General features: G+C 56.2%; 12 protein-coding genes. All 12 read right to left on the bottom strand.

Features of this window, described 5'->3' with window-relative positions; translation table 11 throughout:
- Window positions 1–15 precede the first annotated feature (15 nt).
- Complete coding sequence (locus QCD60_RS10290) at window positions 16–642, bottom strand: hypothetical protein (RefSeq protein ID WP_279784908.1); 627 nt, start codon at window positions 640–642, stop codon at window positions 16–18.
- An 82-nt stretch (window positions 643–724) separates the two neighbouring features.
- Window positions 725–1,009 (bottom strand): hypothetical protein, encoded by a 285-nt coding sequence (locus QCD60_RS10285; protein WP_279784906.1) that lies wholly within the window; start codon window positions 1,007–1,009, stop codon window positions 725–727.
- Window positions 996–1,808 (bottom strand): hypothetical protein, encoded by an 813-nt coding sequence (locus QCD60_RS10280; RefSeq protein ID WP_279784903.1) that lies wholly within the window; start codon window positions 1,806–1,808, stop codon window positions 996–998. The genes QCD60_RS10285 and QCD60_RS10280 overlap by 14 nt, the downstream gene beginning before the upstream one ends.
- A gap of 3 nt (window positions 1,809–1,811) precedes the next feature.
- Window positions 1,812–2,792, bottom strand: a complete 981-nt coding sequence (locus QCD60_RS10275) for a hypothetical protein (protein ID WP_279784901.1) — start codon at window positions 2,790–2,792, stop codon at window positions 1,812–1,814.
- Window positions 2,793–2,897: 105 nt separating this feature from the next.
- Window positions 2,898–4,019: a hypothetical protein gene (locus QCD60_RS10270; protein ID WP_279784899.1), complete on the bottom strand. Its 1,122-nt coding sequence runs from the start codon at window positions 4,017–4,019 to the stop codon at window positions 2,898–2,900.
- The gene (locus tag QCD60_RS10265) at window positions 4,000–8,010 is read right to left on the bottom strand and encodes a LysM domain-containing protein (protein ID WP_279784897.1); all 4,011 of its coding nucleotides are present in this window, start codon (window positions 8,008–8,010) and stop codon (window positions 4,000–4,002) included. Before QCD60_RS10265 ends, QCD60_RS10270 begins: the two co-directional genes overlap by 20 nt.
- A gap of 2 nt (window positions 8,011–8,012) precedes the next feature.
- The gene (locus QCD60_RS10260) at window positions 8,013–8,627 is read right to left on the bottom strand and encodes a DUF4123 domain-containing protein (RefSeq protein ID WP_279784895.1); all 615 of its coding nucleotides are present in this window, start codon (window positions 8,625–8,627) and stop codon (window positions 8,013–8,015) included.
- A gap of 14 nt (window positions 8,628–8,641) precedes the next feature.
- Complete coding sequence (locus QCD60_RS10255) at window positions 8,642–9,085, bottom strand: PAAR domain-containing protein (RefSeq protein WP_279784892.1); 444 nt, start codon at window positions 9,083–9,085, stop codon at window positions 8,642–8,644.
- Window positions 9,078–10,046, bottom strand: a complete 969-nt coding sequence (locus QCD60_RS10250; RefSeq protein ID WP_279784890.1) for a hypothetical protein — start codon at window positions 10,044–10,046, stop codon at window positions 9,078–9,080. The genes QCD60_RS10255 and QCD60_RS10250 overlap by 8 nt, the downstream gene beginning before the upstream one ends.
- Window positions 10,043–11,188, bottom strand: a complete 1,146-nt coding sequence (locus QCD60_RS10245; protein ID WP_279784888.1) for a hypothetical protein — start codon at window positions 11,186–11,188, stop codon at window positions 10,043–10,045. The genes QCD60_RS10250 and QCD60_RS10245 overlap by 4 nt, the downstream gene beginning before the upstream one ends.
- Window positions 11,188–12,903 carry a type VI secretion system tip protein TssI/VgrG gene (tssI, locus tag QCD60_RS10240; protein ID WP_279784886.1) on the bottom strand — a complete coding sequence of 572 codons (1,716 nt, stop codon included), beginning with the start codon at window positions 12,901–12,903 and terminating at the stop codon, window positions 11,188–11,190. The genes QCD60_RS10245 and tssI overlap by 1 nt, the downstream gene beginning before the upstream one ends.
- On the bottom strand, window positions 12,863–13,189 hold the full coding sequence (locus tag QCD60_RS10235; protein WP_279784884.1) for a hypothetical protein: 327 nt from the start codon (window positions 13,187–13,189) through the stop codon (window positions 12,863–12,865). Before QCD60_RS10235 ends, tssI begins: the two co-directional genes overlap by 41 nt.
- Between the last annotated feature and the right edge of the window lie 60 nt (window positions 13,190–13,249).

Raw genomic sequence — 13,249 nt, 5'->3', positions numbered from 1 at the left:
GCAGCTCTTTACCTATCACAGAAATTTCTTCTGCATATCCCAACCATGATTATTGATTATTTCAAATAACTTTCCTCTCACGGTGCTAACGTAAACACGTACCTCTTCACCGTCTTTATTCACTGCATCAAAATACCCCTGAGCATCATCTGTAGAAAATTCAGCTTTAAATGTTAGACCATTCCACCCGTTTTTTTTAAAACTCTCGCTATACTTTACCGTTGAAGAGGCCGTGTCGAAGATCAATTTTATGGAATATCTACGATTTTCAGAAAGTATTCCTTCTAGAAAAGAAGGCTCTTTAGGTGAGCGAATAGTGATGGAGTTATCACCTTCTTCACAGAGCATGGAGCACTCATTTACCTTGATATTTTTTATGCTCTGTACAAGATCGGTATAGGTAGAAGCTGACTTCCTCCTTCCTTTATGGTGCGATTTAGTGCCGCTTAAATAAAAATGCAACCAGACTGTTGCAACTGCAAAAATAATGGCGACCAGGACTTTAAATGGCGTCGCTTCTCCATTGCCAACAGAGCTTGATGAACTCCACACAACTGTTCCAGAAAAGGCCAGGCATGGATATAAAATACTAATTAATAGCAATCCTCTCCACAGAGGGAGTAATTGACGTATATTTTTCATGATGTGTGCATTAAATCCTTTCAATTAGCTCTGCAAAAAAGCATATCCGGCGTATACAGATAGCTCTTTGTGCAAATATCCGTTACATCCCCCAGCCAGCCGGGAAGTAATTCACATCGTTCTCATGGCGCAGCTGATAGCCCGCCCCGTTGGTATAGGCCACTATCTGCTTCACCCGCTCCATGGCCTGAGCACGTAATGCTTTAATTACTTCGGGGGTGAAGATATCAGGATGGTTTTCTTCCAATATTTCGTAATGCGGAAATTTAATACTTTCATTATAGGTGGCGCTGTAATTATAGATATATGCTTTCTTATAATCCCCCAAACTCTCATATACAGGATAAAAGAATTTACCCAAATTCACCCCCCCCCCCGTTCTTCCATTTTTTTCCAGAGGGCAAGGGATTTGTCAATCTGGGGGGGGTGACGTAATAGTGATATGTTTGTGCCAGCCATTTCATCGCTTCATCATTATTCTTTTCTGCTAAGGGGGTTAAAAAGGCGATGGCTTTATTGACCAATACCGCCCCTCCCTCTTTTTTAAACGCCTCCCGATGGCGCAGCATCCATTCGGCTATGGCACTTTTGCTGCCGGCCTCGGCGGCTTTTTCCAGTTTGGCTAACTGGTTCTGGCGGCTAAACCAGGGCACATAGTTAATCCAGGATTCCCCCACTAGTGCATCGAAATACATGGCCTGTGCGTTGCCCTGCCGGGCCAGGGCTTCCCAGCCGGCGCGGGCCTGACTTTGCCAGTCATCGGCGTTATCGCAGCTGTTGAGCGCCCGGCAATGGGCCGGGCTGCCCATGCTCCACTGGGCATAGGGGTTGCCGTTCTCGGCGGCCCGCTGAATATAGCGGGCGCTGTCTTGCCCGCTGCGGAGGGTTTGCGGCAGGGCCAGTGCGTAGGCGACGCCCAGCATGTACTGCATCTGGGCATCGCCCTGGTCCGCAAAGGGTTTGGCAAAGGCAATCACCCGGTCAAAGCGGTCACGGGCAAAGGCATCCAGCGCCACATCGCGCGCGGGGAGCTGGCGTAAATCCACGGTTTCGGTGTGCAGCGCCGGGTCGTCGCTGTCGGCTGCAGGCGCCGCGGCGTACAGGGGCAGGCTGAGCCCCCCCAGCAGGCCAAGGAGGGCGGCATAGCCCAGGCAGGATCGTCGCATCCGTTACATCCCCCAGCCAGCCGGGAAGTAATTTACATCGTTCTCATGGCGCAGCTGATAGCCCGCCCCGTTGGTATAGGCCACTATCTGCTTCACCCGCTCCATGGCCTGAGCACGTAATGCTTTAATTACTTCGGGGGTGAAGATATCAGGATGGTTTTCTTCTAAACTTTTATAATGTGGAAACCTTTCATTTTTTTTATATTCAACACTATATATATATATATAAGACTCTTTATACTTTTTCATTTCCAGATAAACAGGGAAAAGGAAATACCCCAAATTCACCCCCCCCCGTTCTTCCATTTTTTTCCAGAGGGCAATGGATTTGTCAATCTGGGGGGGGGTGACGTAATAGTGATATGTTTGTGCCAGCCATTTCATCGCTTCATCATTATTTTTTTCTGCTAAGGGGGTTAAAAAGGCGATGGCTTTATTGACCAGAGCTGCCCCGCCTTCATTTTTAAACGCCTCCCGATGGCGCAGCATCCATTCGGCTATGGCACTTTTGCTGCCGGCCTCGGCGGCTTTTTCCAGTTTGGCTAACTGGTTCTGGCGGCTAAACCAGGGCACATAGTTAATCCAGGATTCCCCCACTAGTGCATCGAAATACATGGCCTGTGCGTTGCCCTGCCGGGCCAGGGCCGCCCAGCCGGCGCGGGCCTGATTTTGCCAGTCATCGGCGTTATCGCAGCTGTTGAGCGCCCGGCAATGGGCCGGGCTGCCCATGCTCCACTGGGCATAGGGGTTGCCGTTCTCGGCGGCCCGCTGAATATAGCGGGCGCTGTCTTGCCCGCTGCGGAGGGTTTGCGGCAGGGCCAGTGCGTAGGCGACGCCCAGCATGTACTGCATCTGGGCATCGCCCTGGTCCGCAAAGGGCTTGGCAAAGGCAATCACCCGGTCAAAGCGGTCACGGGCAAAGGCATCCAGTGCCACATCGCGCGCGGGGAACTGGCGTAAATCCACGGTTTCGGTGTGCAGCACCGGGTCAGCGCTGTCGGCTGCAGGCGCCGCGGCGTACAGGGGCAGGCTGAGCCCCCCCAGCAGGCCAAGGAGGGCGGCATAGCCCAGGCAGGATCGTCGCATCCGTTACATCCCCCAGCCAGCCGGGAAGTAATTTACATCGTTCTCATGGCGCAGCTGATAGCCCGCCCCGTTGGTATAGGCCACTATCTGCTTCACCCGCTCCATAGCCTGCGCACGTAATGCTTTAATTACTTCGGGGGTGAAGATATCTGGGTGCTCTTCTTCTAAACTTTTATAATGTGGAAATCTTTCATTTTTTTTATATTCAACACTATATATATATATATAAGACTCTTTATACTTTTTCATTTCCAGATAAACAGGGAAAAGGAAATACCCCAAATTCACCCCCCCCCGTTCTTCCATTTTTTTCCAGAGGGCAATCGATTTGTCAATCTGGGGGGGGGTGACATAAAACTGATATATTTTTGCCAGCCAATACATGGCTTCATCATTATTTTTTTCTGCTAAGGGGGTTAAAAAGGCGATGGCTTTATTGACCAGAGCTGCCCCGCCTTCTTTTTCAAACGCCTCCCGATGACGTGTCATCCATTCGTCAATGGCGATTTTGCTGCCGGCCTCGGCGGCTTTTTCCAGTTTGGCTAACTGGTTCTGGCGGCTAAACCAGGGCACATAGTTAATCCAGTACTTACCCTTCAGCGCATCGAAATACATGGCCTGCGCATTGCCCTGCCGGGCCAGGGCTTCCCAGCCGGCGCGGGCCTGACTTTGCCAGTCATCGGCGTTATCGCAGCTGTTGAGCGCCCGGCAATGGGCCGGGCTGCCCATGCTCCACTGGGCATAGGGGTTGCCGTTCTCGGCGGCCCGCTGAATATAGCGGGCGCTGTCTTGCCCGCTGCGGAGGGTTTGCGGCAGGGCCAGTGCGTAGGCGACGCCCAGCATGTACTGCATCTGGGCATCGCCCTGGTCCGCAAAGGGTTTGGCAAAGGCAATCACCCGGTCAAAGCGGTCACGGGCAAAGGCATCCAGCGCCACATCGCGCGCGGGGAACTGGCGTAAATCCACGGTTTCGGTGTGCAGCGCCGGGTCGTCGCTGTCGGCTGCAGGCGCCGCGGCGTACAGGGGCAGGCTGAGCCCCCCCAGCAGGCCAAGGAGGGCGGCATAGCCCAGGCAGGATCGTCGCATCCCTGTCGTACTCCTTCTGTTATAAGGCTCGGTGAGCATCCCCCGGCATTTTGGCCAGGCGTAAGCGCTCTTTAATGGGTATCTGGATAATGGCGTTACTGGTATAGATCCACTTCTGCACCGTCTTTACTGACTCGCCCTTATAGTCCTCAACGTTGTATTCATACAGCGTATAGTCACTAATAAAGGAGGTACACAGCTTGTTACGCAATTCCGTAAGGTCGAGAACTCTCAAATTACCTGCTTTAGGATCATCAATCGGAATATACACCTCATAATGGGGGTCATCCTTAGCCCGGCCATCATTGATTTGAGCAATTTTTACCGGAGCCTGTCTGTCATCGAGTTTCGATAATTTTTCAAAAAACGCCTGCAACTGATACCAGTTCTCCCCAAATGCCTGCCGGTTTAAAAACAGACTGGGGTCTTTACTGCCGTCTTTATTTAACCGGGTAATGCTTTCAAAGAATTGCCGCTCACCGGCTTCTTTTGACTCATTACTGATCCAGCCCAGGACTTTTAATATCGCCGCGCGCTGGTAGATATTGTCGAGATCCGCCTTGGCCTGTGACTCTTCTGAGTTAAACAGGTTGCCGGTGGCATAGTCGAAGATATCCAGCAGGGGGTTATCGCTCTGGAAGGTGGCTTCCTGATAGGTCATCAGCACATGCAGCAAGCGGCCTTTCACTTCCGGCAGCAGGTTGTCAAACCAGGCCTCCGGTGCGCGGTCCACAATATAGCGGGCGATGCGCGGGGCCTGATCAGCGCGCAGGCTTTTCTGACACAGCTCATCAATCTTGGCGAGGCTGAGCATAACGGCTTCGACCAGCGATAAGCCGTAACTTAAGGTGATGTAGAGCAGATTGACCATGTGCGAGAAGGTCTGCGTCAGCAGGCTGCCACTGCTGGCCTGCTCATCGGCAGTTTCTTCATCGGTGCGCTCGCCATTCTGAATGGCAATCACGCGCCGATACCCTGGCCGCGCCACAATGCCCTGAAAGAGCTCCACAAACCTGAGGATATTGTAGTAGTCGACTTCAAAGCTGAACTTGCCTGAGGCCCCTTCGCCGAACACAAAGCGGGCAGCCATAAAGATGTAGAACTTGCCATTGCGAAAGGTGATGACAAACTCGCCACTGATGCCTGCCCCCAGCTCCAGCGATACGGAGGCTTTGGCAGAGGCCAGGGTGAGCCATTGCCCCCCTTGAATAGGCGCATCACCCTGAATTGGCGCGATCTGCTGATCGGCGGGGGGCTGGCTGGCGCCTATTTTCGGGGGGGGGCACCAACGCAGGCTGACGTTCAGCTCACCGCCTACCTGAAGCCCGGCAAAGAGGTTCATGCTGCCTTGTAAGTGGGTGTCTTTACTCTTTGCCTTACGCGAATCGCCCTTACTTTTACTGGGGTTGCGTGTGTCCATGGTGGCTCGTATCACCATGTTGTCGGTCTGGCGGGCGCGCCAGTCACGGTCAAGGGTATCGGTCGTAATGGTGCGCGAGCCTCGGACGCCCAGTTGCCCGGTGTGATTGCGAGAGACATGAAACGTACTGGCCATAGTACAACTGACGCCGATATAACCACTGGCGGACAACGTGCCGTTCACCTGCATCCAGCCCATGTCATAGTCGGCCGTCATTTCGGATGGCTTACCCTGTGCATCCCAGTCGGTGTATTCATACACGAGGCGTATTTTCTGGTGGTCAAAGGATTCCGGCCACATAAAGGCAAATTTAAGCTCGCCTTTGAAGGCATCGTAGCCCAGCTCCGCAGACAGGCCCGTGACCCCGACGGGCTCTTTTTTAACGTAGGCGTAAGCACTTTTATAATCGATGTCATTGTTCAGTGATGACCCTTTGGTAAAACGGAGCCACTGCGCTTCGGCTGTTGCCACGTAGAACGGGGTATTCAGGCGGTCTCCGCTGGCACTCAGGGTGCCACTGGCCACTTTGCCACAGACAATGTCGTCGTATTTCTTGTTATAGGTGAGGTTGAACGAGGATTGGGGGCCGATGACCTTCCTGGCTTCTTTCAGGGTATTGGCCAGATCGACCCGCCATTTACCCCCTTGCCAGGTCGCGTGCTCTGCGGCTTTGCTGCCATAGCCATTGTAGGCCTCAATCTCATGGAGATGGGCACACTCCGTCTTGCCCTGGTAGTCGGTCAGCCAGCAATCACGGACATAATGCGGTGCAGTGTCACCCCGATTCAGCCGATAGGCCTCCACTAAGTTGACCTGCGTTTTCGGCCTGAAACTGGGCACACCCTGATCGAACTGATTGACGTAATGGGTTTCCCACTCATCGGACGTCCATATCAGGGTGAGGGTGCCATTGTAGTTTGACAGGGCATCCTGCTCGCCGGCCGTACGGAACCAGCGCCGGTCCAGAGGCTGCGTCATTAACTGATTAGCGCGTTGCTTGATTTCATCAATACGGCAGGTCAGCACATATTTCAGCAGCAGATAGGGACGGTAATAGGTAGCGGGTGCCTGGTCCAGCCCCAGTGCCTCCTGAAACTTGTTATCGCTGTCGGCAATGGCTTCCTCCACTTTTTGCAACAGGCGGACACAGGGGTAGTAACCGATAATCCAAACAGGCTGCCACTGGCCTTTGTCCAGCGCATTGATCACTTGTTGCAGATCGAAATGATGGTAACGGTAAAGGTCATCCTGCCCTTGCAGTTCAGGCTGAAGCTGATTGATCAGAACCGGGAACTGGGCATCATTCAGCACCTTGATGGTGTTCGCCATGCTGAGCGGTTTCTCTCCCATGGCCACATGCCAGGTCTCTTTCAGGCTGGTGGGGCGGCTAAACATCTCAGCGGCATTCAGCACCTGCTCAGGCAGTGCAATACCCAGCAGATTAAGCTGTCTGACTTCGGTGATGAGTCGAAAGTAGGCCTGTGCAACGCGCTCTTCTTCGCCGAATGCCGTTGGCTGAAAACCACTTTGCTGCCAGAACGTGTTGGTAAACTGCTCGAAGGGCTGCTCTTTGCAGATGTCATGGGACTGCTGCCATGCCTTGTTGAGCTTATCCATGAGTGGCCCCTGCACGGCGCCTTTCACATAGTCCAGCCAGATCAGGGTGCTTTTTCTTATCTCGTCCACCTTGGCGAGTGACTTCAGACGCTTATCCTCATCGCGTGTCATCACCTGCTGATCCCTGGTCACAATCAAGCCATAGGTATCGGTGGCCAGCCGGGTGTATTTTTGCTCGATGGCGGCAATGTCTTTTTCTGTTGCGGCTATCCACTGGGTGAGCAGGGTTTCCGGCAGCGCCAGGTTGTAGACCTCGCCCGTTTTAGGGTTGATCTCGGAGTAGCGGGCATTGTAAAGGTCAGTGATGGCAGGGGCGCCGGGCGTCCCGGCACTTTGTTCCAGTTGCTTGCGCCGGGCTTCCCAGTCGGCCTGACCTTGCTGTCCTTTGGCGACTAGCTCGGGGGGCAGTTTGAACACACGCTTAAGCAGATTGGCTTTGGCTGAGGCCAGCATCAGCACCTTGTTGGTGTAGTCATCACGTTCCGCTTTATCGTCGATTAAGAAGGATAGCTTCAGATCCTTGAACAACTCTAAAAGGCCCAGCTCGTTCAGCTTGCCAAAGGTCGCATCCAGCGTGCTCTGGGTTGGATTGTCGATGTAGGGGCGGATGATATCGTCAAGCCGGTCTTCTTCTTCCCTGAACGCCTGACTGGCTTCCTTACTCAGCAAATACCACGCCGGACGGGTTTTCTTCACTCCCGGCAAACCGGGGAAGTACACCAGGTCAACATAGTCACCATTCGTGCTGCAGATGGGCTGATTCTTATCGACTTCCGGTGGAACAGGGAGCGCAGTCGTCCCGCTTTTAGCAATACTGACGGGCTCCGGCACCCGCATGGTGCGGTCGTAATAGATCAAGTCCGGGTCAACGATGCTGTCGGTGTTGAGCAGCATCAAAGCATCTACCGTGGTACCGAACTTTTGCGCCAGCTCCGACAGGGTATCGCCCTTTTTGATGATATAGGGGCGAATAGCGACGGCCTTGTCACTCATCCTCAGGCCCCCTCATCCAGTTGATCCAGCACCCGGATTTCATCAGCACTCAGCCGGTACCAGCCTTGCGAGTGCTGCACCTGGCCGGGCTGATGGGCGACCCAGCTCCACTGCCACTCACCCTCATCGTGATAATTGAAACTGCGCCACGCCCACATTTCGGCCGGGCCGAGCAGGGCATGAATGCGCTCATCCGCCAGCTCGGCAAACCAGGTGTCGAGTATCCACGGGGAATAAAAGCGCATCAGGTTGAGGCGGTTGCCGTCCTCCACAAACACCAGAATGCGCAGATGGCTGAGCAGGGTGTCGAAGTCGCAGCGATGGCTGATGAGCAGGGCACTGGTGCCCCAGGCGGGATCGCTGCTGAGCAGATCAAGCACCGGGCTGCCGGCGTAGGTGCGCAGCAGGAAGGGGCCGACCGGCTCAAAGCGCTCAGCGGCCGTGTCTTCGTAGAGGCTGGCCCACTGCAGCTCCGTTTCTTTCATTGCGGCGGTATGCCGCCACTGCGGCAGGCGGGCGCTATCGATCACCAGTGCCAGCGGTAGCGCATTGTCGGGGTGCAGGTGATGCTCAGGATGGCCAAAGGCAAAGCCTGAGCGTATCAGGGGCTGAGTCATGGGTGACGTCCTTGTCAGTGTCCGTTTTTGCGACAGGGGCAGACCGGATCATTGCAGATCTGGGTCTGGCCGTTGCGCTGGCAGTATTGTATGCGCGACAGGTCACGACGGGCCACTTCGACGATCTTGCTTTCTTCGGGGGGCGTCCCACCACTGACGCTGTAGCTCTTGTCACCAATCAATACGGTGGCATTGCCCTGCACGATGACGCCGCCGTGCTCGGTGCTGTCCCCCATACGGGCCGCCGGTTTGCCGTTGATAAACACGGTGGCTGAGCCCTGGTTGATGGTGTCGGGCGGGCCATTGCACACCAGCGAGTCCCCCACGCGGGCGGCAGGCAGGCCACCGATAAAAACATTGCCTGAGCCACTGCTGACGGGCCCGCCGACATGCGGGGTTCTGCCATCGTATTGCGGACAGGTGTGGTTGTGCGAAATCGTTGCGGCGGGCTTACCCATGGTGAACTCCTGAATGATCGGTCGTGCTGGATCGCGGAACAGCGGCCGTGCGCGCGCGCCACAGCAGCGTGCTGGTCAGACGGCCGAGGGTATCGAGTTGTAATGCGACGCGGGCAGGCTCAGCCCCCGGCCGCCCGGGGCGCTGCCATTGCTGCTGTATCATCAGCGCCCTGGCCAGCCCACCCAGGGTGCCCAGCTCCCCGTAATGAGCGAAGGGACAGGCGGTGTCGAGGCTGGGCGACAGGTACGGTCTCAGCGCGTGGTAGTAAGGTGCCCAGCCCGTCAGTGTGGGAGACGACACGATCTGGCTGATGCTCTGCGCAGCCCAGGGTTCGCTGGCCAGTCGTGCGGCCAGCGCTTGATCGCTGTTGCCGCTGGCCTGTGAGGCCAGGTGACTGTCGTAACCCTGCCAGCAGCACACCATGCCGTGCTGCGCGGGCGTGACTTTCAGCAGCGCGACGCCTTCGCAGTAGTGCCGGGTGGGCGCACGGCGGATGTCATCCTCGGTTGGCCGGGGGCTGGCCAGTGCGACGATCCATGCGGTTTTGCCCTGTTGCAGTGCCTGCTGCAGACGCCGCTGGCACAGCGCCCAGGCGCAGGCTCCCCAGGGGTACAGGTGAACGGCATAGTCTTGTAACGCGTCCAGCCCCAGTCGTTGCAGTGCGTCGAGATCAGCAAGACGGTCGTTGTAAGGTGTGGCTGAGTCGGGCAGCAGCACCAGTACGAGATCCTCCCGCTGGAAGTGCTGCCGTGTTTCCCCCATCAGTTGTATGCCTAACCGATGCAGGCGCAGAGGGTCACTGAGGGCAGCGGGTAACAGCGGGGCAAAGTAATAGGGCCGCTGTGGCTGCGGCGGCAGCATCAGGTCCATTTCATGGCCCTGTTGCATCGCCTGAAAGGAGGGCAGGCTACCGCAGCGAAAGATCAGGGGCTGCACCCTCATGGCCGGGATCGTCATCACGATAAACCGCCCCAGAGATGGCAGGGGTGATGATACTGGTGGCCATCGTGCTGCTGGTTCCAGTAGTGGGCCAGCGCCATACGATGGCCTTGCAGGCCGTGCTGCCAGAGGGATTGCATGGCGGCCTCATCTGTCACGGCCGCACCGGCCAGTTGTAACTGGTTTGACTGGACCTTTACGCTTGCAGCCCAAAGTCGGAGCTCATTCTCGAAACGTTTACATGAGCCCTGCAATTGGGCGATATCCTCCTCGGCAAAGAGTCTGATCAGGGAGGTAGGCAGTGTTTCGGCTGTCTGCATTAACCACAGTGCGGTGCGCCAATAGAGGGCTTGAACCGGTGTGCTTGCTTCTAACAAGGACGCTATCAAGATTGGCATCTGCCGAAGGCTATGCAGGTTTATGCCATAGCATGTATCGGTCACATTGTGGAGATCAGAGGACAATGTGAGGTGGCTGTCATGGAGGAACGCCAAGGGCTGTAACTGTATCAGCGTGGCGTCGTCCAATGCGCGGCATCCTTTTAGCCACTCCCGTTGTGAGGTATCAAGTGTTTGTAGATGGCTTGGGTCTGACAGTAACGTATTGAGCATGCTCAAGGCCTTGTCATAGCCATGTTGCTGTAGCGCTTTCTCGCGCCAGCTCATGTCTCTCAGCCACGGCAGCATCAACATATTCTGCAGCCAGCGGTAACAGAACATCAGCGAGTGGTGCTGCCAGGGTAACGGCGGGAGGGCAAACGCACACTGGAGATGAGCCAGCACCCGGTCAAGCCGGGGGACTTCCCGCTCTCTGACCTCCAGATCCTCAAACAGCGCCTCGGCGGGCTGATCATGCAGTGTCAGCCACAACTGGGTGAGGTACACCTGCTGATCGGCGCGCCATAACGGTTCCTGCTCGGCCAGTTCGGCGATAAAAAAGCGTGCCAGCGGCTGCCCCAGCAGGCGCAGTTCTGCGGGCCAGTCAGCGGGCAGCGCCAGAGTGCGCAGGGGCTTCAGGGTGTCCTCCAGCTGGCCGAGGATATCGCTGTCCAGCGTATGCAGCCGCGAAACCGGCGTCAGCGGCTGGCAGGCCAGGGCATCGCGCTGCTGTAAGGTACGCTGCAGCCGCTCAAGATCAAACGCCGAAGGGAGAAGCCGACTCATCAGTTCAGATTGATCTTGCCTGCCACTTTCTCAATCTTGCTGGCTTTTTCCGTGATGTTTTTACCCTTCAGCGTAATGGTGCCATTGCTCTCCATCACCAGCGTCGAGGCGCCCACCTCCAGCTCAATCCGGCTGCCTGCCTTGAGTTTGAACACCTTCCCCACGTCCAGCACATCGTTGTTCTTGATGGTGGTCTGGCGGTCCATGCCGATATCGGTCAGCTGGTTGTTTTTAATCAGCGCCTGCTGGTCCTTTTCGGCCTGGGTGTAGAACAGCTCCTGGCCTTTGAGGTCTTCAAACACCAGCGCGTTGTAGTTGTCTTTGCCACCGCCCTTGCTGCTGCGGCTGATGAAACCGCTCTGGGTTTTGCTCTCCGGCAGCGCCGTGGGGTAGGGGTTAGTGCCGTTGTACAGACTGCCGACAATGACCGGCTGATCAGGGTCGCCACTTAAATACTGGACGATGACCTCATCGCCAATACGGGGGAAGAAGAAGGCGCCACGGCCGTTACCGGCCCAGGCCTGCGCCACCCGAATCCAGCAGGAGCTGCGCTGCTCCAGATCCCAGTGGAAGCACACATGCACCCGGCCGTATTTATCAATATGCACTTCTTCACTGCCGTCGCTGTTGGCTTCGGCGACCACCCGTGCGGTCTGTGAACCAAAGATGCGCGGCAGGTAGGGCAGCAGGTAGTTGTTGCGGTCACCGCCCTCGCGCGCGGCGATGTCATCACGGGCCAGACGGGGGCGGAACACCGCATCGGCGGGCAGCACACTGATCTCATTCTTGTAGTTATCACCTTCCTGCGCCTGCTCACCCTGGTTATCCGCCGAGGACGCTTCCACCTTAATCCGGGTGACGACGTAGCTTTTCCCCTCTTCGCGCTTGTCTTCATGGCGCTTGAAGCTGAACAGGCCGCCGGGGCGGAAGGAGCGGCAGTTACTCTTGCCCTCACCGCACAGCTGATCATGCTGCAAGGCGTCCAGCTGGGTCTGGGCGGTGGCCTGTGTACGGCTGATATTTTCCGCTTCGGCGATGTACTCGAAGCTTTCTGTGGTGCCCTGCTGCTCGGCCTGGCCGGGGTTCTCCACCAGGGCTTTGGCCAGTGCCGTCGGGGTGAGGAAGTTATAGCCCTGCTGGCGCACCTTGCCCGTGGCAATCTGCTCGATGCCGCTCCAGACATACAGATGAGACTCGGCCAGATCCCCGGTGAAGTAGGCCACCTGCTGCTCAAGGCACGGGGTGTAGACCGTGCTGTCATCGGCCAGCACCAGCGTGTGATCACCGGCGCTGTGCTCGAAATAGAAAAATACCCCCTCGTGCTGCAGCAGACGGCAGACGAAGTTCCAGTCGGTCTCGTCAAACTGCACCTTGTACTCGAAGGTGGGGAAGCTGCCGCTGGTACGGTCGTCGAACTTGACGCTGTGCTCACTGAGAATCTGGGTAACGATGTCCAGCGGGGTACGCTGCTGGAAGATGCGGTTCTGCCGGCGCTGGGTGAGGAAATACGCCTGCGGCTGCAAGGTCAGCTCGTAGTCACGGTGGACTTCATCCAGCGCTTCAGCCGGGGTACGGCTGCCCTTGGAGGCAATACGGGTGACCACGGCGTTATACAGCTGCTGACCGACTTCGCCGTGGTCATCGTGAATGGGAATGGTCAGGGCAAGCCAGACGTTACTGATGCGGTGGCTGCGCTGGTTGTTCCACTTCTCCACTGGCCAGCGTCATCAGCAGCACAATGGCCCCCAGTAGGGTGCCAACGTACCAGAACAGGCAGCTGACGATGGCGAAGATAATGATGCCGCTACGGCGGTTAGCAATGGCTGCCCAGAGACCCAGCCCACCCAGCCCGACGAACATCAGCCCCATCACGCCTGAGGCACCGCTGAAGGCAAAAGGCATCATTGACGCCGCTACCCCTCCCAGCACAAAGAACATAATGCCCATTAGCCCAAACAGGCAGCCCATCAGAAAAGTAATACCTCGTGCGATTCCGTTCATTGTTTGTTCCTTGATAAACGTTAACGAAGGGTTAATAAGTGGTGTTTTATTCAGGATGAA

This window comes from Pokkaliibacter sp. MBI-7 (assembly GCF_029846635.1).
Classification (GTDB): domain Bacteria; phylum Pseudomonadota; class Gammaproteobacteria; order Pseudomonadales; family Balneatricaceae; genus Pokkaliibacter.
Note: the sequence above shows the minus strand (reverse complement) of the source record. Positions and strands in the feature narration are given on the sequence as shown.